Annotated in this window: 21 protein-coding genes; 5 read left to right on the forward strand and 16 right to left on the reverse strand. The window is 59.4% G+C overall.

Annotated elements, in window-relative coordinates; translation table 11 throughout:
- Nucleotides 1–23 precede the first annotated feature (23 nt).
- Nucleotides 24–1025 carry a tRNA dihydrouridine(20/20a) synthase DusA gene (gene dusA / locus LSG25_RS03570; protein WP_255696626.1) on the reverse strand — a complete coding sequence of 334 codons (1002 nt, stop codon included), beginning with the start codon at nucleotides 1023–1025 and terminating at the stop codon, nucleotides 24–26.
- 46 nt (nucleotides 1026–1071) lie between these two features.
- Entirely contained in the window at nucleotides 1072–3021 is a 1950-nt protein-coding gene (locus tag LSG25_RS03575; protein ID WP_232743342.1) for a GAF domain-containing protein, read from the reverse strand.
- Between the two features lie 150 nt (nucleotides 3022–3171).
- Here LSG25_RS03575 and LSG25_RS03580 point away from each other — a divergent pair, with 150 nt between their 5' ends.
- The 4 genes from LSG25_RS03580 (at nucleotide 3172) to LSG25_RS03595 (ending at nucleotide 7647) form a co-directional block, all read left to right on the forward strand.
- Nucleotides 3172–4458: a hydroxymethylglutaryl-CoA reductase, degradative gene (locus tag LSG25_RS03580; protein WP_232743343.1), complete on the forward strand. Its 1287-nt coding sequence runs from the start codon at nucleotides 3172–3174 to the stop codon at nucleotides 4456–4458.
- Nucleotides 4459–4491: 33 nt separating this feature from the next.
- Complete coding sequence (locus LSG25_RS03585) at nucleotides 4492–5700, forward strand: ABC transporter substrate-binding protein (RefSeq protein ID WP_232743344.1); 1209 nt, start codon at nucleotides 4492–4494, stop codon at nucleotides 5698–5700.
- Nucleotides 5701–5870: 170 nt separating this feature from the next.
- On the forward strand, nucleotides 5871–6839 hold the full coding sequence (locus tag LSG25_RS03590) for a homoserine kinase (protein WP_232743345.1): 969 nt from the start codon (nucleotides 5871–5873) through the stop codon (nucleotides 6837–6839).
- A gap of 25 nt (nucleotides 6840–6864) precedes the next feature.
- Complete coding sequence (locus LSG25_RS03595) at nucleotides 6865–7647, forward strand: BPSS1780 family membrane protein (protein WP_232743346.1); 783 nt, start codon at nucleotides 6865–6867, stop codon at nucleotides 7645–7647.
- Nucleotides 7648–8542: 895 nt separating this feature from the next.
- Here LSG25_RS03595 and LSG25_RS03600 read toward each other — a convergent pair.
- The 10 genes from LSG25_RS03600 to LSG25_RS03645 all read right to left on the reverse strand — a co-directional run bounded on the left by LSG25_RS03600 (nucleotide 8543) and on the right by LSG25_RS03645 (nucleotide 18098).
- Nucleotides 8543–8887 (reverse strand): DUF192 domain-containing protein, encoded by a 345-nt coding sequence (locus LSG25_RS03600; protein ID WP_232743347.1) that lies wholly within the window; start codon nucleotides 8885–8887, stop codon nucleotides 8543–8545.
- The gene (locus LSG25_RS03605; RefSeq protein ID WP_232743348.1) at nucleotides 8884–9759 is read right to left on the reverse strand and encodes a type II secretion system F family protein; all 876 of its coding nucleotides are present in this window, start codon (nucleotides 9757–9759) and stop codon (nucleotides 8884–8886) included. Before LSG25_RS03605 ends, LSG25_RS03600 begins: the two co-directional genes overlap by 4 nt.
- A gap of 66 nt (nucleotides 9760–9825) precedes the next feature.
- Entirely contained in the window at nucleotides 9826–10671 is an 846-nt protein-coding gene (locus LSG25_RS03610) for a type II secretion system F family protein (protein WP_232743349.1), read from the reverse strand.
- Nucleotides 10668–12413 (reverse strand): ATPase, T2SS/T4P/T4SS family, encoded by a 1746-nt coding sequence (locus LSG25_RS03615; protein ID WP_232743350.1) that lies wholly within the window; start codon nucleotides 12411–12413, stop codon nucleotides 10668–10670. The genes LSG25_RS03610 and LSG25_RS03615 overlap by 4 nt, the downstream gene beginning before the upstream one ends.
- Before the next feature lie 3 nt (nucleotides 12414–12416).
- Entirely contained in the window at nucleotides 12417–13877 is a 1461-nt protein-coding gene (locus tag LSG25_RS03620) for a type II and III secretion system protein family protein (RefSeq protein ID WP_232743351.1), read from the reverse strand.
- A 66-nt stretch (nucleotides 13878–13943) separates the two neighbouring features.
- Complete coding sequence (gene cpaB / locus LSG25_RS03625) at nucleotides 13944–14951, reverse strand: Flp pilus assembly protein CpaB (RefSeq protein ID WP_232743352.1); 1008 nt, start codon at nucleotides 14949–14951, stop codon at nucleotides 13944–13946.
- The gene (locus LSG25_RS03630) at nucleotides 14905–15633 is read right to left on the reverse strand and encodes a hypothetical protein (protein WP_232743353.1); all 729 of its coding nucleotides are present in this window, start codon (nucleotides 15631–15633) and stop codon (nucleotides 14905–14907) included. The genes cpaB and LSG25_RS03630 overlap by 47 nt, the downstream gene beginning before the upstream one ends.
- On the reverse strand, nucleotides 15626–16414 hold the full coding sequence (locus LSG25_RS03635) for a hypothetical protein (protein ID WP_232743354.1): 789 nt from the start codon (nucleotides 16412–16414) through the stop codon (nucleotides 15626–15628). The genes LSG25_RS03630 and LSG25_RS03635 overlap by 8 nt, the downstream gene beginning before the upstream one ends.
- Nucleotides 16411–17835, reverse strand: a complete 1425-nt coding sequence (locus LSG25_RS03640; RefSeq protein ID WP_232743355.1) for a hypothetical protein — start codon at nucleotides 17833–17835, stop codon at nucleotides 16411–16413. The genes LSG25_RS03635 and LSG25_RS03640 overlap by 4 nt, the downstream gene beginning before the upstream one ends.
- Nucleotides 17832–18098, reverse strand: coding sequence for a hypothetical protein (locus LSG25_RS03645; protein WP_232743356.1), 267 nt, complete (start codon nucleotides 18096–18098; stop codon nucleotides 17832–17834). Before LSG25_RS03645 ends, LSG25_RS03640 begins: the two co-directional genes overlap by 4 nt.
- Before the next feature lie 1010 nt (nucleotides 18099–19108).
- Between LSG25_RS03645 and kynU the strand changes: the two genes are divergently transcribed.
- Nucleotides 19109–20359, forward strand: coding sequence for a kynureninase (gene kynU / locus LSG25_RS03650; RefSeq protein ID WP_232743357.1), 1251 nt, complete (start codon nucleotides 19109–19111; stop codon nucleotides 20357–20359).
- A gap of 524 nt (nucleotides 20360–20883) precedes the next feature.
- On the opposite strand, the gene phnP is transcribed toward kynU, so the two are convergent.
- Genes phnP through phnL form a run of 4 tightly spaced genes read right to left on the reverse strand, consistent with a single transcriptional unit; the run spans nucleotide 20884 to nucleotide 24056 of the window.
- Nucleotides 20884–21657, reverse strand: coding sequence for a phosphonate metabolism protein PhnP (phnP, locus tag LSG25_RS03655; RefSeq protein WP_232743358.1), 774 nt, complete (start codon nucleotides 21655–21657; stop codon nucleotides 20884–20886).
- Nucleotides 21648–22217 (reverse strand): phosphonate metabolism protein/1,5-bisphosphokinase (PRPP-forming) PhnN, encoded by a 570-nt coding sequence (gene phnN / locus LSG25_RS03660; RefSeq protein ID WP_232743359.1) that lies wholly within the window; start codon nucleotides 22215–22217, stop codon nucleotides 21648–21650. The genes phnP and phnN overlap by 10 nt, the downstream gene beginning before the upstream one ends.
- Nucleotides 22217–23362 carry an alpha-D-ribose 1-methylphosphonate 5-triphosphate diphosphatase gene (locus LSG25_RS03665; protein ID WP_232743360.1) on the reverse strand — a complete coding sequence of 382 codons (1146 nt, stop codon included), beginning with the start codon at nucleotides 23360–23362 and terminating at the stop codon, nucleotides 22217–22219. The genes phnN and LSG25_RS03665 overlap by 1 nt, the downstream gene beginning before the upstream one ends.
- Entirely contained in the window at nucleotides 23352–24056 is a 705-nt protein-coding gene (phnL, locus tag LSG25_RS03670) for a phosphonate C-P lyase system protein PhnL (RefSeq protein ID WP_232743361.1), read from the reverse strand. Before phnL ends, LSG25_RS03665 begins: the two co-directional genes overlap by 11 nt.
- Nucleotides 24057–24060: the final 4 nt, after the last annotated feature.

Below are 24060 nucleotides of genomic sequence, written 5' to 3' on the forward strand. Positions count from 1 at the left end.
CTATCGTGGCACTTGTCTTGAAGCTATTCCACCCGCATCGTCAAGTCAGACCAGGCGCGCTCGATAGTTTCGGGATCATTGCCGCCGAGCACTTTTGGGTCCGACAAGGTACGGCGCCAATGGCGAGCACCGGTGCGGCCGCCGACCCAGCCCAGCATCGGGCGCACTATCATCCTCAGAGGCACACCTTTTCCTATTTCCCGCGCTGCGTAATCCCTCATGGCGTGCACCACCTGCGCCGGCTCGGGCAGGGCGGCATGCGGATCGATCAAGCGCGTGATATCCGACAGGATGGCAGGGTTATGCCAGGCGGCCCGCCCCAGCATCACGCCATCGAATTGCTCCAGCAAAGCCACCGCGTGGGGCGACTCGACAATTCCGCCATTCAGCACTATCCGGCAATCCGGAAAATCACGCTTCAGCCGGCCCGCATACTCGTAGCGCAAAGGCGGCTTTTCTCGATTGTCCTTGGGCGACAGGCCCTTCAAGACGGCGTTGCGCGCATGCACGATAAACACTCGGCACCCGACGGCATGAAGCCTGCCCACGAAATCGCGCACAAACTCGTAGGAATCCTCGTAATCGAGGCCCAGCCTGTGCTTGACCGTAACGGGGATTGACACCGCATCCTGCATGGCTTTGATGCAATCGGCCACCAGATCGGGCTCGGCCATCAGGCAGGCGCCGAAGGCCCCGCGCTGCACCCGCTCCGAGGGGCAACCGCAGTTCAGATTGATTTCGTCGTAGCCCCATTGCTGTCCCAGGCGGGCGCAATCGGCCAAAGCCTCGGGCTCGCTGCCGCCCAGTTGCAATGCGACCGGCTGTTCGGACGCATCGAAATCCAGGTGGCGCGCAACATTGCCGTGCAGCAAGGCGCCTGTGGTAATCATCTCGGTATACAGGCGTGCGCGCGGCGCCAGCAGGCGATGGAAGAAACGACAATGCCGATCCGTCACGTCTATCATGGGAGCGACACAGAGTCGCCAGTCGGCGGGAGCAGGATTTCGGTTTGGTTCAGCTTCCATGTTCAGAAAAATGCATCAAAATATTATTACAGAGTGTTCCTGGGATTCAGGCGAAAAATTTCTGCCCCCTGCTCAGACGCCAAAGACGCAGCGCCATATGGACTTCCAGGGCACGTGCCGTATTGCGCCAATGCCCCAGCATGGCATCGATGGCATCCAGCCTCTGGCGCAAGGTGTTAATGTGAATATCCAGGGCTTTCGCCGCCGAGCGGGCATTATGACCGCAATCGAGATATTCCAGCAGCGTACGCGCCAGTTCCGCATGCCGCGCATCGTCGCCGCTATACAGTGCTCCCAGCGCCGAGACAAGAAACGAATCAATATCTTCCCTGCCCTGTTTTTCAAACAAAACCGAATAAAGCGACAATTCCCGTTCAAGGAAAATGGAACCCTTGCGATCCAGCAGCCGTAAAAAACCAAGGCAGCGCCGGACAGCCTGGTAAGCCCGCGGCAATTCAGAGGCAGAGTGTACCGGAGTCGACATCACCCCCGTCATGGGCAGCCGCAAATGCCTGGCGAAAAATGGCGGCAAAGACTGTGGCAAGCGGTCCGCGGATTCGACACCGCCGAAGAAAACCAGCAGGCCATCCATTTCGGCAAACACAAGGCCGGCAGCTTTAAACTCGGCACTGAGCCGCTTCACGATATAACTGTTGCGGTCGCGGTCGGACTCGACAGCGGTCACGCAAATGGACTGCGACAAATCAAGGCCGTAACGCGCGGCCTGATCCGGTAAATGCGCCACATCGCGCTGATTGGGGCTGACCAAGCTGCGCAAAAACAGAGGGAGCTCTGCCAATGCCGCAGACTCCCGGCGCTCTTGCGACAACAGCACCACTCCGGTCACCATCGAGCTTCGCTCAAAAACCCTGATGGCTACCTCGCCAAGCGGCGCCGCCGTGCATATGACCAGGGCTCCCAGCATTCCCCGGCCGCCGGTCACTGCCGAAACCCGGCAGACCTGCCCTGGGCGCTCAAAAGCAATCACAGATCGCCCCAGCGTGCGGCTCTGGCCCAAGGCTGCGTGAACCTGATCTTCAAACCAGTAGCGGGGACCGGACGGTTGCCTGGCGTCGTCCGGCCGCTGGTACGCGGGACTGATCGACGAACAAACTTCCTGCTCTCCTTCGTCATACACGGCTACATGGCCGCCGAGCATGCCGGCGACCATCTCGCACAGATTCTTCAAATCGCCGCCCCTGGCCACCAGGGAGGTCAATTGCTCATGAGCCTCCGCGGCGTTGCGGGTGTCGGCCGTTTGCCGGGCCAGAAGCAGATTGGTCTGGCTCGCCTGCTGCAAGGCGGCCTGCGCCTGTTCAAACAGGCGCGCATTGCCTATTGCCACCGAGGCATGCGCCGCCAGCGTGGACAAAATGGACATTTCCCCGGCGGCGTACGCGCGCACATACCGATCGCCCACGAACAGCACGCCGATGACCTGCTCGCCGGCAAGCAAAGGCACACCCAAAATCGATTTGATGCCCTCGTCGAGCACACCCGTATCGATCGATTGAGTATGGGTAAAACGCCCGTCAGTGCCGTAGTCGGACGAAGAATACGGCGCCTTGTTGCGTGCCACAAAACCGCAGATACCCACTGCCAGCCCTACGCGTATCTGCTTGAATTTTTCCGAGAAAGCGCCATCGGTTGCCCGTACATAAAAATCGCCCTGTGTTGCGTCGTAGATCGACAAATAGCCGATATCGCAACCCAGCAATTTCCGGGCGCGCTGCACAATGGCTCGCAACACCTGGTCGAGATCGGTGATCGCGGTCAGATCCTGGGCTGTTTCAATGACCGCCAGCAAGCCGCGTTCACGCTGCTGAAGCAATTCGAAGCGTTCCTTGATGGTGATGCCCATTTCGATGCTTCTGGCCAGGAGGGCTTTGGCGTCATCGTCGGGCAAAGCCTTTATGTCATCGAGCAAGGCAACAAACTGCTGCCGGCCGGCGTCGCGGTAGAGCAGCTCAATAACCTCCATGCATCGCAATGCCATATATTCGCCTCCATCAAGAATTAAACAACATTAGATCAGATTTTTTATGGTTGCTTATTACATATCGAATCCAGACGCACCCTATCTATACTTGGACAGCCCAAGCGACAAGCCGCCAGGCTCTCCTTTTTTATTCACGCAGAAAAATTCATGTCTATAGACTCGCGTTTGCCAAATTTCCGATCTCTCGACCCTGCTCAGCGCCTCGAGCAGATCGTTGCCAAAGCCGGCTTGACTCCTCAGGATGCCGCCCTGCTTTCCCAGGCCGATGCCCTGCCGCTGGATACCGCCAACGGCATGATCGAAAATGTGATCGGCAAATTCGAGCTGCCCTACGCCGTGGCCGGTTACTTTCAAATCAACGGCCGAGATGTGCTGGTACCCATGGTGGTGGAAGAACCATCGGTCGTGGCGGCCGCTTCCTATATGGCAAAACTGATCCGGGAATCGGGCGGTTTCCAGACATCCAGCACCGGCCCGATCATGCGTGCGCAAGTCCAGATCATGGGCGTATCCGATCCCTACGGCGCGCGGCATGCGATTTTTCATCACCGCCAGGACATCATCGATATCGCCAATAGCCGCGACCGCGTGCTGATCGGCCTGGGCGGCGGCTGCCGGGACATAGAAGTGCATGTATTCCCCGACACCGCACGCGGCCCCATGGTGGTCGTGCATCTGCTCGTCGATGTCCGGGATGCCATGGGCGCCAATACGGTCAATACTATGGCCGAGGCGGTGGCCGAACGCCTCGAACAAATCACCGCCGGCAAAGTCCGGCTGCGCATCCTGTCGAACCTGGCCGACCTGCGTCTGGCCCGGGCGCGCGTACAGATCGCGCCGGCGCTGCTCGCCAGCCAGCACTACAGCGGCGAGACAGTCGTAAACGGCATTGTCGACGCCTACACGTTTGCGGCCGTCGACCCCTATCGCGCGGCGACCCACAACAAAGGCATCATGAACGGCATCGATCCGGTTATCGTCGCCACCGGCAACGACTGGCGCGCCGTCGAGGCCGGTGCGCACGCCTATGCCTGCCGCCAGGGCCGCTACACCTCGCTCAGCACCTGGGAGATCGCGCAGAACGGCGATCTGGTCGGAACACTGGAAATGCCCATGCCCGTCGGACTGGTGGGCGGAGCCACCAAAACCCATCCGCTGGCTCGCCTGTCGCTGAAGATAATGCAGATCAAGACAGCGCAAGAACTGGCCGAAGTGGCCGTAGCCGTCGGCCTGGCGCAAAACATGGGTGCCCTGCGGGCGCTGGCCACCGAAGGAATACAGCGTGGCCACATGGCCCTGCATGCCCGTAATATTGCCATCGCCGCGGGCGCAAAGGGCACGGACATAGACCGAGTCGTGCGTGAAATGGTGGCGGCCAAAGATGTGCGCACGGATTTCGCCGCCGAGTTGCTAAAACAGGGCAGCAAGGCCTAGCGGGCTTGCATACCCATAATCAGGAGACCATCAATGAAAAAACACCTTTTGAGTCTGAGCTCCCTGGCGCTTGCGCTGGGCCTCGTTACCGGCACGGCCTGCGCTCAGGCCAGCAGCGAACCCATACGCATCGGCTTCATCACCGATATGTCGGGCCCCTATGCGGACACCGATGGCCCCGGCGGTCTTGAAGCCATCAAAATGGCGGTGGCCGACGCCGGCGGATCGGTACTCGGACGCAAAATAGAAGTCTTGTCGGCAGACCATCAGAACAAACCCGACATTGCCGCCTCGACAGCGCGCTCGTGGATAGACCGCGATCACCTCAAGCTGCTGGTCGGCGGAGTCAATTCCGCCACCGCATTGGCCATGAACACCATCATTGCCGAGAAAAAGATCCCTTATATCAACATCGGCGCGGCCACGGCCCGCCTGACCAACGAAGACTGCACTCCCTACACGGTTCATTACGAATACGATACGGTGGCGCTTGCCAAAGGCACAGGCTCGGCCGTCATCAAGCAGGGAGGAAAATCGTGGTACTTCCTGGTGGCCGACTATGCCTTCGGACACTCGCTGGAAGCCGATACCAGCGCCGTCATCAAGGCCAATGGCGGCACGGTGGTCGGTTCGGTGAAGCATCCTCCCAACTCGCCCGATATGTCTTCGTACATTCTGCAGGCCAAGGCATCCGGGGCACAGGTGCTTGGGCTGGCCAACGCCGGGTCGGACACCATCAATTCGATCAAGGCTGCCAACGATTTCGGTATCAGCAAGTCCATGAAGCTGGTCGGCCTGCTGATGACCATCAACGATATCCACGGCCTGGGCCTGGCCACCGCGCAGCACCTGCTCATGACGGACAGCTGGTATTGGGACATGAACGACGCTTCGCGTAAATTTGCCAAACGCTTCTACGAGAAGCTGAAAAAAATGCCCAGCACCCATCAGGCCGCGGACTACTCAGCCGTCTCGACTTATCTGAAAGCCGTGGCCGCGGCCAAGAGCGTGGATACCGACAAGGTCATGGCTGAATTGAAAAAAATGAAAATCAGCGACTTCTACAACAGCGGCTACATCCGCCAGGATGGGCGCTATATTCATAATATGTATTTAATGCAGGTCAAGACTCCAGCCGAATCCAAGAAACCCTGGGACTATATGAAAATAGTCGCAACCATACCCGGCGAAGAAGCCTTCACCAAAGTCGCCGATTCGAAATGCTCGCTGCTTAAAAAATAAGCCTTCGCATGGCCCGCCTTCGAACCAGGGCGGGCCATGCGAAGCGTCCGGAAATGCGCTTTGCCCTCTGGAAATGGCGCCCGAACACGCAAGCAGCCAACCTGGTCTAAAATCAAACGCCCGCCCTCCCGGGCGTTTTGTTTTTATCTACCCTAGAGTCTTACCCGCCCATGGCCGTTTTTACTCCTGTTAGCGACAGCGACGCGCGCGACCTCCTTGCCCGGTATTCCCTGGGTGAGATGATCTCCCTGCGCGGCATTACCGCCGGCATCGAAAACACGAATTTCTTCTTGACCACCACACAGGGCGAATACGTCCTGACCATTTTCGAAGTGCTGACCGCCCAGCAATTGCCGTTCTATATTGAACTGATGCACCATCTGGCCCAGCACGGCATTCCAGTGCCCCAACCCCAGACTCTGCGCAGCGGAGAACGCCTGACCACCCTGCACGGCAAGCCTTGCGCCATCGTCACGCGCCTGCGCGGCGGCTACGAACCCGCACCCGGCCCCGTGCATTGCGCGCTGGCCGGCGAAACCCTGGCGCGCGCTCATCTGGCCGGCCAGTCTTTCCAGATCGAGCAGCCCAATCTGCGCGGCCTGGCGTGGTGGAAACGCACGGTGCCTCTGATACTGCCTTTCCTGAATCCGGATCAAAGCACGCTGATCCAGGAAACCCTGGCCGAACAGATCCGTTTTGCCAGTAGCGACATCCATGGACAATTGCCTTTCGGGCCCGCCCATTGCGATCTGTTTCGCGACAACGTATTGTTCGATGGCACATTCGACATGCCCAAAATGGGCGGCTTCATCGATTTCTACTTTGCCGGTTGGGACAGCTGGCTGTTCGACGTGGCCGTCAGCGTAAACGACTGGTGCGTCGAACAGACCACGGGCGTATTCGATGCGGAAAGGCTGCGCGCCTGGCTGGGCGCCTACGCCGCGGTACGGCCATTTCACGAGGCCGAACAGCACGCCTGGCCCACGATCCTGCAGGCGGCCGCATTGCGCTTCTGGGTCTCGCGTCTGTACGACTTCTTCCTGCCCCGGCCCGCGCAAACCCTGAAACCTCACGACCCGCGCCATTTCGAACGCATTTTGCGCGAACGACGCAAGGCCGTATCCATTGCCCTGCCCTGACCCACAACCGGAAACCCGACTCACTATGCAAGCAGCCACACTTCCCGTCATCGCCGGCTGGCAATGGATACAGGACGGGGCCAAGCTTTTCCGGCTCCAACCCATGCCCCTGTTCTTCTGGAGCCTGATGACAGGGTTTTTCATTACGGTCGCGTACCTGATCCCGCTGCTGGGCCAAATGACGCTGATTGCCGCCATGCCGCTGCTGACATTTATCTCTTTGTGCGCCTGCCGCCATATCGCCACCGGCGAGCGTATGCTGCTGCCCATGTGGCTGGAGCCGCTGCGCAACACCGATAGCCGCAAGCGCCTGATCCGGCTGGGCCTGGCGTACCTGGCCTGCTGCCTGGCGGGAGGCTTCCTGGCTACTCTGCCCTTTATGAGCAGCATCATGGACGCGATAGGCACAGGCACCGCCGTGGACGAAGCCGCGCTGATGGTAGCCGTACGCGGGCCGTTCATTACCTTTGCCCTGATGTATATCGTGATCTCGGCCCTGTTCTGGCATGCACCGGCCCTGGTGGGCTGGCACAAGATCAAACTGACCCAGGCCCTGTTCTTCTCAATGGTGGCGTGCTGGCGCAATAAATGGCCGTTCCTGCTGTACGGCCTGAGCTGGGGCGCCGTATTCCTGTCCATACAGCTGCTGGGCAATCTGATGGTCGACATGGGGATGGCGGACAGCCTGGTTCAAGTCATGCTGACGCCGGTCAATATTATCGTCGCGGCCATCTTGTATTGCAGTTTTTACCCGGCCTATATCAGCGTGTTCGGGGCCAATTATCCTACACCGGAGCGGGCCTCCTAAAGCGCACTAGGGCATGTTTGGTTCAGGCGTTTACGGCACTGAACGTGTTTTAGTCGATTATTTTTGAGCCGTTCGTTCAGGTTTTAGCTTATTACTTTGTACTTTGGACGGTAGTTCTATAAAGACGCCGCAGGGTGAGCGGTGCTGTGTAGTCCGGCACGTCCAGCGGTCGTGGCGCTACGCGCCCCGACTGCCCGGGTCTGCCTCGTCCAGGCGGGCGTCGGGCGAACTCGCCCGGCCTCGCGAGGCCGGGCTCAGACAGCGCCCGCCGAAAGCCCCCGCCTTCCCTTCGTCAGCACCCGGCGCTGGACTACCGCCGGACTACACAGCACCGCCCACCCTGCGGCTTGCGTTGAGGCAATGCATAGAGAGAGACGTTGGAGAAGCCGCGTTGAGCCAATCACAGGCTACGGTGAGACGTCGGGCGCATAGTAAATCCAGGGTTTGGCACATCGTGGTGTAGGGGCCACGTGATAGAGGCATGAGTGCGGGCACGTTAACGGTTCTATGGGTGCAGGCCCATAACGGTAGATGCAAGCAAGTTGATTCCAGGCAAGCCCTAACGTGAGCCGTCTATCGGGGCTTGGGGTCAGGACCGGCGTAAGGCGTGCGCCGGATGCTACCGTAGGGAAGGCGGGGGCTTTCGGCGGGCCCTGTTTGAACGCAGCCGCGCCAGCGGCGTAGTGAGTTGGCCCGACGCCCGCCTGGACGAGGTAGATCCGGATCAAGCACGCCGTGCCGGTCCTGACCCCAAGCCCCGATAGATGGCGTCTTCAAATACCAAAACTACCAAAACGTAAATACCAACCCACCGAATCCCATAAACACCCGAACCAAAAATGCACCATAAACCTCCATAAGCATGCGGACGTGCGAGGCTCTCTGACAATCCGCTTTATCGCACAAACAGCCCGCTTTGCAACAGCGCGTGGCGCAGCCATTGCACGCCGCTCGAATTGCGCGCGCAATAGCCGCCGGGCAATTCCACAACAGACCGGGCACCAAGACACCAGGCAATGCGATTGGGAGCCATGTTTTCAACACATTTCAGACTACGCAAATCCTGGTCGAGAAATACGGCATCGATGGCATAAGCCAAGCCAAACGTATGTATTGCCTTGCAGGGCTTGAGCCACAAACCGCGGTGCCCGACCAGTTCCGGATACGCGTGCAAACCGCGTAGCCGGTCGCAATAACCGAACGCCTGGAAAATCTGCAGTGACTCAGGCTCGGAATTCAAATCTCCACCCCCACAAGCTTGATCACAATCGGAAAGCCGATAATCAAGAAAGTACAAGGGAAAATGCAGAACACCATGGGGAACAACATTTTCACAGGGGCTTCCAGAGCGAGCTTTTCCGCCCGCAGGAACCTTTCGGTTCTGCGCTGCTCGGACTGCGCGCGCAACAAAGGCCCTAGACTCATGCCCAATTGATCGGCCTGACTCAGCGCCACCACTAGCTGACGGATTGCGGGCATATCGGTGCGGTCGGCCAGGCCCTGCAGGGCCTCGTACCGCGCCATGCCGGCGCGCATGTCGGCCAAAGCGTGGCGCAACTCCTGCCGCAAAGGGCCCGAGGGACCATTTGCGGCTGCCTGCTGCAAGGCTCCATGCAAATTGAGGCCCGCTTCCACACACAGGGTTGTCATGTCGAGCAGGAACGGAAACTCCCTCAGCATCCAGCGCTGCCGGGCCCGTGCCTGGTCCCGCAAGCTACGGCGCGGCCACCACGCGCAAAGCCCGCCCAGGCAAAGGCTCAGCGTCAGGCCATGCACAGGCTCCAGCAGAAAATAGACAGCCAGGGCCAGGCCCGCCGATGCTCCAGGACACAGGAAAGCCAGAATCTGCATCGCCACAATGTGCTCGGCCTTCCACACCGGCTCCAGACCCGACCGCTGGATCTGCCTGGCCAGCGTATTGCGCAATTGCCATGAAATCCACGGACGGCAGGCCGCGGCCAGAACCAGCACCCAAGGCAGGATCAGCTTCAAACCTGCATGGTTCGAATACATGCTTGCCGCCTGCAGGCGCAAGCGGAGCGGATGGGTGATCACCCAGCAAAACAGGCACAAAGACACCCCCGCCGCCAAACAACTGAACCAGAACCACATCTGAGCTCCTTTAACTGCCAGACCCTATGCCATGGTGCCTTGGGCCGCCAATTGATTTGCCGCCGCTCAGATTTCAATACTGACTATGCGACGTATGAACATGACACCCAGCAACTCCAGTCCGATAATGACGCCGATCACGGCCCAACCCGCGCGGGTATGCCACAGATAAGCCATGGAGTCGGGGTCGATTGCCTCCAGCGCCAACGCCAGAAGAAAAGGCAGGCACGCCATGACCCAGGCCTGCAATTTTCCCTGCGAGGTCAAGGCCCGCACCCGAGCCAGCAGATGAAGCCGAGCCCGCAGGGTAGCGGCGATTCTCTCCAGCGTTTCAGCCAGATTGCCACCGCTTTGAACCGCAATGCTCAGCGAAGACACCAGCAGTCCGGTGCCTTCTGTTGGCACGCGTCGATACAGTGCGGCCAAGGCCTGCTCGAAAGAAACACCCATGCGTTGCTCGCGCAGCATCAAGCCGAACTCCTGGGCCAAGGGTGTGGGCGCCTGAACCACAATATGCCTCAACGCCGCCTGCACTCCGGATCCGGCGCGCAGTGCTCCCGCCAGCGCCTGTATCAAATCCGGCAACTGCTCGTCGAACTGCGTCAGACGGCGGCGCCGCAAGCCGGCTATGGCAGTCTGAGGAGCAATCAGGCTTAGCCCTGCGATAACGCTCGACAGCCATAGGGAACCCGAAAGCATGTAAACGATCAGGGCCAGGCCACCGCACAAAATCAGGTTGAGCGACCATAGTTGTGCCGGATCGAAAAACAGGAAAAATTCACTTAAACGCGCCTTGGCTTCCCGTTGAAATGCCGATTGATAACGCTGATATGCGAGCCTGCACCACCCTTGAACCAGCCAACTGGCCACGCCTGCCACAATCGCGATACAGAATAAAAACAGAATAATCATGGCAAGGCCTGCGACGCGGTTATCTCGAAACAGGCCACGGTCTGGTTCAGTTCGGTGCGCTGGTGAAACAAGGCGGCATCCAGGCCTTGGGGGCATTCGCCATTATTTGAGAAAAATTCCGGCATGACCCCGCAGCCTATGAACGCTCTGACGGGCGCTGCCTGATAGCGAAAAAGCTCCTGCGTCTGTATGCGGCCGCTTTCCGTGCCTGTGACCTCGACAATCGAGGTAATCAAACGGCGGCCGTCGCTTAGCCTTGCCTGCTGCACCAACAAATCGATGCTGGCGGCGATATGTTCACGCACGGCCGCAAGCGGCAAATCCATGCCCGCCATGAGTATCATGGTTTCAAGCCGCGACAAGGCGTCGCGCGGGCTATTGGCGTGCAAGGTCGTCAGGGAGCCTTCATGGCCGGTATTCATGGCGGCAAGCATGTCGAAGGCCTCGCTTCCGCGGCATTCGCCAATTACGATACGATCCGGCCGCATGCGCAAGGCGTTGCGTACCAGGTCGCGAATATCGACCTTGCCGCGCCCTTCAAGATTGGCGGGCCGCGCTTCCAGCGACACCAGATGCTCATGGTCGAGACGCAGCTCGGCCGCATCTTCGATGGTCACGATACGTTCACTCGCGGAAATACAATTGGACAGGACATTCAGCAGGGTTGTCTTGCCCGAACCGGTGCCGCCTGAAACAATAATGTTTTTTCTCGATCCAACACACAGGCGCAGAAATTCGCACATCGACGCGTCAAGCGCACCCACTCGAATCAAATCGTCCATGCTCGGCCGATTTTTCGGAAACTTGCGTATGGTAAGAGAAGCTCCTCGCAGCGCCAATGGAGGAATTATGGCGTTCACCCGCGACCCATCCCTCAAACGCGCATCGACCATGGGCGAGCTTTCGTCGATACGACGGCCCAGAGGAGACACAATACGGTCGATGACCCCCAAGACCGCCTGCTCACTGCTGAATCCTGAAAAATGACGCACCAGACGCCCGGCTGATTCGATAAAAATTTCGTCGTGGCGGTTTACCATGATTTCACTGATATGAGGATCTGCCAGCAAGGGTTCAAGAGGCCCAAGGCCAACAGCCTCATTGACCACGTCGATCAGCAGATCGTCACGGTTCACCGATGCGGGAATATCGGGATCGCTTTGGATTATTTCGGCCAGTACCGCCGTTGCCTCGCCGCGCAAGGCCGTATCGCTCATATTGGCCACGTCGCGCCGGCGCAAGTCCAGGGCTTCGAGCAAAGCAGCGTGCAGGCGACGACGATGATGGAGGAGCGCCGCCACGGATATCTGAACGTTTTCAGTATCGGGCCGCGGAGAAACAATGGTAGGCGCGCCCGAGGGAACCAGGGCCTGCAATGTGGGTAGGCTTCCAGTCGAATCATTTGCCGCCACCTGGATGGGTGGATCCGCCGCATGACCAGAGGCTTTGGGTTCGGCTATATCGCGCAGATGGATCAGACAAGGGCCTACGATAATTTCATCGCCCGGTTGCAAAGGCCCATATTGCGTCACCCGTTGCCCATTGACAAGAGTGCCTGTCAAGGAACCAAAATCCTCCAGGAACAGGCCGGATTCACGCTGGTCGATACGGGCGTGACGCCTGGCCACTCTCCATGTACCCAGCCTCAAGTTTGCCTGAGGAGCGCGGCCGATTTCCACAGGAGGGGAAAGCTGTTTCACATGGGTAGTGCCATCTTCGAATCGAAGTTCCAGGTTCAGCATGGTTTACTCCCGAAAATCATGTTGGTTGACGCCGGTGCGCCGTACCGGTGGCACACCAGGCAATGGGCTGGCCAGCCCGGAGGATAACGGTGGCGCAGATTCCGGATGGCCCCATTGGGAACCTGCGCCGCTATAGGGATCCCAGCTCATATGTGACGCACTCAGGGCCTGCGGCAATCTTGCAGCCGCATGGACCGGCGAGTTGATCAACTCGCCATCCGGAAAAACATGATCGAGAATGGCCCTGCCTTGCGCTACCCGCTGCATCAAACCCGGATCGTCCGGCGCGACCACAACAGGAGTCACAAAAATGGCAAGCTCGGTTTCGTTGTGCTGGAAACGCCGCGACTTGAACAAAGCGCCCAGAATGGGAATATCGCCCAGGCCGGGAACCTTGTCGGTATTGCGCGACTCTTCGCGCGACAGAAATCCGGCCAATACCAAGGTCTGGCCCGAGCGGACATTGAATTCAGTGGCCGCCCGCCGGGTTTTCAACGATGGCCCGTTAGGCACCGATAGCGATTGATCCACCGAACTGACCTCTACTTCAATGCGCGAACGCACAGCGCCATTTCGTTCGATTTTCGGTGTAATGCGCAAGGAAACACCATAAGGCTTGAACACGGTATTTGTTGCCCCATTGGCTTCGACCGTCGAGTAGGGAACTTCGCCGCCGGCCAGAAATTCAGCAGTGGCGCCGCTGCGCGCCAACAGCTGAGGTTGCGCCAGCACGACCGCGGAGCCTGTTTGCGCCAAAGCCCTGATCTGCGCGGACAGCACCGCATTGATCCCAAAATACCCAGCAGCCATTCTTGCCGGAAACGGAAGATCCAGGAGCGACTCACCCGGCCTGGCGCTGAATTGCCGCGACCCGCCATCCCAGGCCAGGCCTGCGTTCAAGCCGCCATCGCTTGCCGTGTTCCAGCGCACCCCCAGCTCTTGCAATTGCGAACGCGGCACCTCCACCACCTGCACGTCCAGCAATACCATTCGGTCCCAGCCTACCTGGCTCGTAAAGTCAAGCAACTGTGGATAGCGCTTGCTGAGCGCGGCGACGCGTTCACGATCGCTGTCGGACAAATCGTCTCCTTCGACCACGAGCTTGTCGCCGACCACCGACACCCGCGCATTGGGGATACGCTCCAGCACAGTACGCAGCTCGGCCCGGGTCTGGCGCGCGCCCTCTGGGGCGACATCGACTTGATAGCGATGCTTCCGGCCATTCGCGGACCAGATCTGCAGAGTGCTGGAACCCTCGTGCCGCGCAAACACAATGACCTCTTTTTCTTCAGTCGTCACGGCATTGAGCACATGGCCGTCCCCCACGGCGACACGGGCCACTTCCGGCACCGCCAGAACCTTGACTTCGCCCACCTGCAAATTCAGCAATGTGTCCGGCTCGGCGCCAGCCACAGGCACAGTGAGCAACAAACCGCAGGCTACACACACAGACCGGAAATTCATGATTTCAGTTCCTATCCAAGACAGCGCCTCAAACTCCTGTTTACCCAGGGTTCGGTCAAACCAGCGTCAATGAGGCAAAACCAAGGGCGTATCGGATTGATCCGGTAGCCCCCCGGCGCGCATCCAGGCGCTGGCCAGTTCGGGGGTATATGGCAAGTCGAAGACGCCGTTCGCTGGTTTTGGCACGGGAATGTCGGGGTGCAGTCGCGGCAGGCCGCGAGCGGCCTGGTTTCCGTAGATGACAGGTGCGTTCCGTGTCTTGACAGTCGCGATGCGCTCATTAACGCCCAACAGGCTGGCCAAATCGCCGCGAACTGCCTTTTGATCGGGGCGCCTATCGTGTGGGTGGCGCAATAAGGCGGTAATGCTCCCTCCTTGGCGGGCCGCTACCAGCTTTATTGCATCTTCCGGAGACGTATCGAGCGTCACAGTGGAATAGTTGCTCTGCCGGGCAGTCTCGCTGGCAGGCCGAGTCGCAGCCCCTGTCGCCAGAACCAGAACCCCCTGCAATAAAGGGGCAGTAATGCGTCGGCGCTGATGATCGAATGACACATACAAGTCAATCAGGTCTCCCGGCTCGAGCAGTCCGGACACTGAATTGATGGCATCTACGGGGATGGTAATCGCTCGCCTGCCCTCGCCAAGCTTGCCTGAAAAAGGCGACACTTGGGCCTGCGCGGTATGCACACGCAAAATAGGATCGCCAGCATGCAAAGGCGCAACCAGAACGCTGCCTGTCAGCTCCTGGAATCGTTCGGGAGCGAGACTATCGCTGGATACCGCAGCAGTGGGAAACTGGCGTACGGCGAAATGATCGGACGTTAAACGCGTGCCGGAGGGCAGATTGTAGGCGGCCACCACCCGTGAGACCGTTGAAATTCTTGCATCGGCCTCAAGCTGATGAATACGATCCGCCAAGTATTGGCGAGCTGCCAGGGCGGCACCCAGGCCAGCAAGCACAGCCAACAGCAGCAATGCCATGGAACGGTTGAACACAGGCAGGCGCATGCTTCGCTCCCAGATAAAACTATTGAAAATGATGAATGAACAATGCGCTGCCTCCGGATATTTCATGAGAGATCAGCATGAGGCGCTCGCTCTCGCGCAGCCAAACACCGCCATTAAAGAGTTGCCCCTGGCCCGATGTATCGCGCCAGCCGGAAGTCTGCAAACGCTCACGCACATAGAGATTCAACTTGCCCAGGGGCCACGCGACGTTATAAATTTGCTGTACTACCGGGCGACCTTTCATAAACGTCTTTTCGCTGTAGAGCAATCGAGCCTGAATCGGCACCCAGGCTACGGCCAGATTCGAGCGATTTTGCGCAGCCTCGCTCAGATGCGGAAAACTTGCATCCAAAGCCGAAATCGTTCCCTGGAAGCCTTGTCCCGTCGGTTCCAGATCGGCTACCCAGTGCCATCCAGCGTGCATCCCGAACAGAATTATTTTTTTCCTGAACGCCACCACTTGTTGGAACAAATGTGTATGGCTAGACAAAATTCGGGCCGCTTTTTCGACTGGCATGGGCGCCGCGAAACGACGCCAAGATGCAGGCACGCCAAATAGCTGAATTTTTTCTGGCTCCGACCAGATGAATTCCGGCGTTTCAAGTAGCTTCAGCCTGTTGTCGATCGACGCGTTGGCCTGCGTGTCGATTATTGCGGCCGCCAGCGTCAATACAAGAACCGCCTTGAAATATTTCCCCATCCGCGAAACTGAGCAATGCCGGATGACGTACGGTATCCAATCAGTCATGGGCTTCGGCCTCCGGGAGGCGAGTCAAGTGCAGCTCGGGAACATGGCTTGCCCAGGGCGTCAGCCAATCGAGTTCCAGCGCCGCCCGACCCCAGGCACGGTCAAGAGGCTGGGTACGCATTTGTATATGACGCCCGAGGCGGTACGAGTTTTCCGCGCCATTGCTCCACCCCAGCTTCGATGCAGCTATCCGGTGTTGCGCGTCGAGGTCGTTCGAGGCGTGTCCGGCACCGGCTAGAATGGCCGTATGGCGGGTCAGGATGGGATACCCGCCATCGAACGCGCTCAAACCTATCTTGACAGCATTCGCCTTGTGAACGATATCTTGTGTGGCAGCACGGGAACCAACAGTCACAATGGCCCGAACAATACCTGTGTCGTCAATGCGCCAGCCTTGGCGCAAAGAGACGGCATCGGCAAGTGAGCCTCCTGGCTGGGCCTGGACATCGAGCGCGGTATCGGACCTGACAAGCAAGGAAACTTCCGTTTGCTCCAGGCTCAGCACGCTGCGGCCATGTCGATCATTCCATTGATGCGCGGGCCCTGAAAAATAGCGGCGCCGAATATCGGCGGCAGGCCTTAGATCGGAATGGCGGGCTACCGAAAACGCGGCAAAACGACTGGCATGCGTTGCCTGCAAAGCCATATCCTGAAACCGGCTCAGCCAGCCGATAGCCACCCACACAGAAAGCAGCACGAACAGAACCACCAGGCCTTCGGCCAGAGCCTGGCCCCGCTGCATGCGGCCACATTCACCTTGCGATCGGGCTATCCAATTCATGGCGCCTCCTTTGCCGCGCCATGAGTCGAATTGGGTGTAGCCAATCGCGCCTGCCAGTAGGGGTGGAACAAATTGCCGGTTTCAAGGCGGCCATCGGCACGCGGTTCAGGGCGCTCAAAAAAAGTTTCCGCTGCGCTCTGAGTGCTTACCATTAAATCCCCCGGGCCGGGATGCTTCAAGGCAACGGTGAATTTCAGGCTCAAGCCTCTTTGTTGGGTACTGGTATCGAAATACATGGGCAATCCGCCGCCGTGCCAGCGCTGACGGCCCGCCACAGCCCGAGAGTTGGCCAGAGGATTCGCATCGCCGGAATGAATATCCCAATTAGTCGCGTCGCGTACCCAACGCCAGAAATCCTGCGCGGCAAAGTCGTTGGGCGGACTGTTGGTATAAGGGCCGTCGACACTTTGATTCAAGGCGCTCGGAATCCAGCCCCAGCCCATGGGATATTCGCGGTAGTAACAGCCAATCCAGCGATTGGAGCGCAAGGCATGAAAGGATTCTGTGTCGATGGACTGCCAGTGTCCATAAGCATCAAGCTCAGTATTGCCGCGTCGACGCAATTCGTGGCGCAACGCCGGGCATTTCTCATCAACTATCCAGGGACTGTTGGCCGTATGATTGCGCGGCCCCAGAAAATCGTACAAACGGGCGACTTCCAGGACAAAAGACCGCAAGCGCTGTTGCCCGGAATACATCTGCAAAAAGCCTGGCCAGTTGTCGTCGAGTATTGATAAATCAAAGCGTTCATTTGCACGGGAGTCAGGGGAAATGGATTTTTCCTGCTCTTGCGCGGCATGCTCAGATAGCCCGCGCGCGTCGGTGCGGTCGGGGTAGTTTTGCGCGAGTATGGCCTGCATGGCGGCCCAACGCACATCGGGCAACCCGGCTACGATTTCCTGCTGCACCGAATCGAATACATTCTGGACTATATGATCGTGCGCCGCGTAGGCATGCGCCAGATCGCCCTCGGTGCGGGCCAGTGCATCAAGCCCACCCGCTGCGCGCGCGGCCAGATACGCGGCGCCATGATCAGGCCCGAACATCATGGCGATCAGATAGGCTGGCGGATTGCCTGAGCCCAGTTGCCGCGCCTGCGCGCCGCCAAACGCCGCCCACGACCCAAGGGTTACCAGATGGGCCATGGCCACCTGATGCCCTATCTGGGCGCGGTTAAGATACGCCAGCATATTCAAGGCACGGGCCTGAACCAGTGCCCCGCTATAGGCCGCTGCATCCAGCGCATGCAATTGACGCGCTTTGGCGGCCGCGACCTGGCTGGTGGAGAAATATCGCACCAGCACCAGAATCGCCATCCCGGCCAACAGCATTCCGAATACCAGTGCCTGGCCGGCCTGGGCCGGCTGTGCCTTCAGGTCCCGGCGTAAAAGGGCTTTTCTTGAATCAGGCCCGGGCCTCATTGACTGGCCCCGGCGTTGCCAGTGAACGATTTAAGGGTTTTGGCGGCCGTTTGAGCCGCCGCCGCTTCAGCGGCGGACTGCGCCATTCGAGATTGTTCCGAACCATCTTCACCGGCAAGCTCTTTGGCCATGGCTGCCGTTTGCGAACGCACCACCTGCCCGAAAAGCTGGTAAACCGCTATCGCGGCGACGGCCACCAAAGCCACCACAATGATGTATTCGGTCATACCCTGGCCGCGCTGTTTAGAATAGGGTTGCCGCATGTTGGTCTCCCGGTTTAAGGCGTGGAATTCAGTGTGGGGCAAGCAGCCTCGGCCAACAATTCGAAGATACCGAGTTGGGTAATTTTGCGGCAGTTGTATGTCTAATTTCTATAAAGACGCCGCAGGGTGGGCGGTGCTGTGCAGTCCGGCACGTCCAGCGGTCGTGGCGCTACGCGCCCCGACTGCCCGGGTCTGCCTCGTCCAGGCGGGCGTCGGGCGAACTCGCGTCGCCCCGCGGTGCGGGGCGCCACTCAGACAGCGCCCGCCGAAGGCCCCCGCCTTCCCTTCGTCAGCACCCGGCGCTGGACTACCGCCGGACTGCACAGCACCGCCCACCCTGCGGCTTGCGTTGAGGAAATGCCTCGAGGTATACATTGGGGAAGCCGCGTTAAGCCAATCACAGGCTACGTTGAGGCGGTGGGTGCTTTTAGTACATCCAGTCGTCGATCCATCGAGTCGTCAATCGAGGTAGATGTGGCGACATGATAAAGGTACGGGTGCACGCACGTTAACTGTTTTATTGATGCAGGCCCATTAACGGTAGATGCAAGCACATTGATTCCAGGCAAGCCGTAACGTCAGCCGTCTATCGGGGTTTGGGGTCAGGACCGGCGTAAGGCGTGCGCCGGATGCTACCGTAGGGAAGGCGGGGGAAGTCGTCGGGCCCTGTTTGAACGGAGCCGCGCCAGCGGCGTAGTGAGTTGGCCCGACGCCCGCCTGGACGAGGTAGATCCGGATCAAGCACGCCGTGCCGGTCCTGACCCCAAGCCCCGATAAACGGCGTCTTCAAATACCAAACCGTAAATACCAAACCGACCAAAACGTCGAATCCCATAAACACTCGAACCAAAAATGCCCTAACGACAAGATCCTCCGAAATTTCAGCCCGAAAGCACATTAAATAAGAAATTGCCGCCCCACTATGCAATAAAACACCATTGCCTGAAGCCTATAATTTCATCAAACCCAGGCCAGGCGCCTGTGCCGACAGCGCATCACCGGAGATCCCCATGCTTAGCCGTAACGACTGCATCCTGATGGACCAGGCCGATGATCTGGCCAATCTGAAAAACGAGTTCGCCCTGCCCGAAGGGGTCATCTACCTCGACGGAAATTCCCTGGGCGCGCGGCCCAAAGCGGCCCTGGCGCGAGGCTTGCACGTCATTGAACAGGAATGGGGCACAGACCTGATCCGCAGCTGGAACAAGGCAGGCTGGTTCGACCTGCCCTCCACGCTCGGCGACAAGATTGCCTCGCTCATAGGCGCAGGTTCCGACGAAGTCGTCGTAACCGACTCAACCTCAATCAATCTGTTCAAGGCCCTGGCCGCCGCGCTGCGGATCCAGGCGGGCCAGGCCCCTACAGCACAACGCCGGATCATCCTTACCGAACGCGGCAATTTTCCGACCGACGTATATATAGCGCAAGGCCTGAGCCAATGGCTGGACCGCGGTTACCAATTGCGCCTGGTCGATACCCCCGAAGACTTGTACACCGCCATCGATCAGGACGTTGCCGTGGTCATGCTGACCCATGTCAATTATCGCAGCGGCTACTTGCTGGACATGCCGGCCCTGACGGCTCATGCGCACGCGCATGGCGCCCTGACGCTCTGGGATCTGGCGCATTCAGCGGGCGCGGTGCCCGTAGCCTTGAATGAAGCCGATGCCGATTTTGCCGTGGGCTGCACCTACAAATATCTGAATGGCGGCCCAGGCGCGCCCGCGTTTATCTGGGTAGCGCCCAAGCACCAGCAAGAATTTTTCCACCCGCTTTCCGGCTGGTGGGGCCACGCCAACCCCTTTACCATGGGCGCCGACTTCGTGCCCGATCCCGGCATACGCCGCGCCCTGTGCGGTACCCAGGCCATCGTTTCGCTGGCCATGGTTGAGTCCGGGCTGGACATATTCGCCAAAACCAATATGGCCGCCTTGCGCTGCAAGTCACTGGCATTGACCGACCTGTTCATCAATCTGGTCGAGACGCGCTGCGCGGCCCATCCGCTTGCGCTGGTCACCCCGCGCGCGCACGAACGGCGCGGTAGCCACGTCAGCTTCACACATCCCCATGGCTATGCCGTCATACAGGCGCTGATCGCCCGCGGAGTCATCGGCGATTATCGCGAACCGGCAATCATGCGATTTGGCTTCACGCCGCTTTACCTGGGGTTTGCCGACGTCTGGGATGCCGTCGACATTCTCGTGGATATTCTCGATAAGCAGGCCTTCAATGCCAGCCAGCCGCGCGACGCGGTAACCTGATAACGGATTCGGTAGATACCGCCTTGGAAACCACGGGACAGTGGCGCAGAGGCGGACCTTGCTCCCACCTCTACGAACCCACGAGCAGCCGCACAAGAGTTCATGCGATTCCTTATTGCCGCGTTGGCGTGTAATCGTGCAAAAACTCCAACGCGAGCGGGGGTGGCGGCTCAGGCGGGGTGAGCGAGCTTGAGTCCGCCGCGGCCGGCGCCTGGATCGGGAGGCAAGGGAGCGGTTGTCTGAGCGTCAAGGGTGTCCACAGCCCGGGGGGCTGTGGACGACGCGAGTTCCGCGACCGCCCGATCCAGGCGCCGGCCGCGGGCAGTCCTGGCGCAGCCAGGACCGGACGATGCGAGCTCCACCCCGCCTGGGCCGCCACCCCCGCGTCTCAAGAACAAAGAATGCGAATAACAGCGGGCCACAATGAACCAACCCCACGCATTCACGAGCCCCCACAAAAGCCACCCCATTGACTTCGAACAAGGCAATCAACAGGCAATCCACACAGATAATCAAAACCACATTCAAACAGTCGATGCCATGGCATATTCAAACAAATCGCCATCCCTGGCGATTGACACTCCGTCGGGCAACGCATGCGGATTGGCAATAAACCACGCATCGAGGCCGTGCCCCACATGCGTTAATACCGCGTGTTTGAACCGCAACTGCTCAAGCGTTTCAAGGGCACGCGTCAGATCGTTGTGATTGCGCGGCAAATGCGGCTGCGGCGCAAAAGAACAATCCAGCGCCACCAAATCCAGGCGCCGCTGCCGCAAATAATCGCGCGTTTCGGGCGGCAAGCCCAGCGTATCGGTCAGATAGGCAAAACAGACCTTGCCCCCCGTGAATACATAGCCATAAGTCAATTTGGAATGGGCCAGCGGCACCGCCGTCACCGACAGTGAACCCAGCTGAACCGTTTCAAAAGGCCGCAGGCTTTTCGAAAAATCCAGAATACCGGGATGCAGATACAGATCGGCCAAGCCCACGGGATCGGGCGGCCCCAGCACAGGTACGCACAGGCCCTGCCCCCAGCGCAAGTGCAGCAAGCCCTGCGCATGGTCGGGATGATAATGAGTTTGCACAATACCGCTCAGGCTGTGCGGTGGAAACCGTTCGGCCAGGTCCATCAGGCCGGAATCCACCAGCCAGCGCTGCCCCTCATGTTCGACCAGGGCGCAACACGGCCCGCGCCTGTAGCGCGTGTCGCGACGCGCGCGCCGGCAGGCCGCGCAGTGGCAGTTGTACACCGGAACTTGCCCGGCATTGCCAGTACCCAATAAGGTCAAGCGCATAAGCGGGCCTGCTGCAAAAATATCACCAGCGACTGAACCGCCTGCTCGACATTTCCCGAATTATCAATCACAAAAACGCCGCCGGCCGACGCCGTTCCCACCGCCGTCGCGCCCACGAACCGACTGTTGCGCGCCATGCGTGCATCGATTTCCGCTTCGCTTTCCCGGCCTCGCGCCCGCAGTCGGCACCGCAATATATGCGGATCGACCGTCAGCAGCACCGCCAGCAAATTCGCATATCGCGCGCGTGCCTGCGGCAAATAGGCCCGCGAACCATTGATCAACACATCGCCGCCGCCATCCAGCACTGCGTCGATGCCGCCGGAAATGCCATAGGCCAATCCATTGGCGCGCCAAGCCATGGCCAGGGCACCTTGGGCCTCCAGCCGATTGAACTCATCGATGGAAACCGATGCGGCATGCCCCTCGCAGGCTTCCACAGGCCGAGTGATAATGCGACGGGCCAGATGACAGCCATCCAGCCTGGACTGCAAGCCCAGAAGTACCGTATCCTTGCCCGAGCCCGAAGGCCCCATGACATAAACCAGGCGGCCGGGCATCAAAAAACCCGTGCGCCGCCGCGCCACACCTGCTGCACCACGAACTGCTTGTCGCGCGGACGCACGTGCACCAGATCGGCACGCAGGCCAATGCGGATTTCCCCCCGGTCGCTCAACCTCGCCGCGCGGGCGGGAGCCAGGCTGATCGTTGCGATGGCGGCCGGTAAATCGTAGGCATTGTCCTGGTCGGCCAGCAGGCGGGCCGCCTGCAGCAGGCTGGCCGGATAGTAATCGCTGGACAAGATATCCAGGACCCCGTTCTCGGCCAGGCTCGCTGCGGAAATATTGCCCGAATGAGATCCTCCGCGCACGATATTCGGCGCACCCATAAGTACTTTCAGCCCCAGCCTATGGCTGGTTGATGCCGCTTCGAATGTGGTTGGGAATTCGGCGATGCTCATGCCAAGGTCCGCGGACTCCTGAGCATGTTCCGCCGTCGCATCGTCGTGACTGGCCATCGACAGCGAACGCTCGCGGCACACCTCCACAATGCCGCGGCGATGGCCGTCGCTGTACCGACGTGAATTGTCGCGCTGGCGGTCGATGAAGGAATTCATTTCGATATTGCTCAAATGGTATTTGCCCTGAAAGTATTCACGGTACTTTTCCATTTTTACAAACTGTCGCTGGCCGGGCGAATGATCCATGACCGATACCAGCTGCACCAGCGGATGCCGCACCAGGTCATTGAATACGTCCAGGGTTTTTTCGTGGCAAAGCTCGCAGCGCAAATGAAGACGATGCTCGGCGCGCGTATGCCCCTGATCCTGAGCCGTGGCAATGGCGCTGAGCATGACCGGCAACTGCAACAGCCGCGTTCCCTTGGGATTGACATCCCCTATGGCCAGCGCGTCGAAGACCGTGGTGATGCCCGCTGAAACAAGCTGGGCATCGTGGGCCAGCACGGCCGACTCGGACGGCCAATCCACGCCCGGACGCGGGTTGATGTATTTTTCCAGATTATCGGTATGCAGCTCGATCAGGCCGGGCATCAGGTAGTCGCCCTGCAGATCCTGTGCCGCCGGGGCATGACTAATGCCTTTGTCGACATCCTGTATCAGCCCGTCGCGCACGGTCACAGTACCGAGGAACATCTCGTCGGCCATCACGACCATCGCATTGGTATAAACTTGGTCAGCAAGCATATTCAGGCTCCTCGGCACTCATATCCAGAAAACGATCGGCCACGACATCACGCACAGCACGATCATGAAATATTCCAATCACGGCCGAACCGGCCTCTTTCGCTTCGGCAATCAGTTCAAGCACCACCTGGCGATTGGTGTCGTCCAGCGAGGCGGTGGGCTCATCCAGCAGAAGAATCGGCCACTCCACCATCAGGCCGCGCGCAATATTGACCCGTTGCTGCTCTCCTCCCGAAAATGTGCCGGGCGCCAATGCCCAAAGGCGTTCGGGAATATTCAGGCGGGCCAGCAAGGCCCGGGCCCGTTCTTCCGCCCGAGGCCGCGGCCAGCCGCGCGCCAAAGCCGGTTCCATGACCACATTCAGGCATGGCACGCGCGGAATGACGCGCAAGAATTGGCTTACATAGCCCAGCGTCGCCCGTCGCATGGCCAGAATTTCGCGTGGATTCGCGCCGACCATTTCGCGGATTCCCCCGTGATGCCTGATCCGTATGCTGCCGCCCGCCGGCAGGTAATTGCCGTACAAAGTACGCAGCAACGTGGATTTTCCAGCGCCCGAACGTCCATGCAAGACCAGGCACTCCCCCGCCTGTACCGCAAAGCTGAGCGCGCGCAGCACCTTGAGCACCACCCCATGCTGTTGATGCAGGGTAAATGTCTTGGTCAGTTCCTGAACTTCAATTAGATTACTCATGACT

It is taken from the genome of Paralcaligenes sp. KSB-10 (assembly GCF_021266465.1).
GTDB lineage: Bacteria > Pseudomonadota > Gammaproteobacteria > Burkholderiales > Burkholderiaceae_B.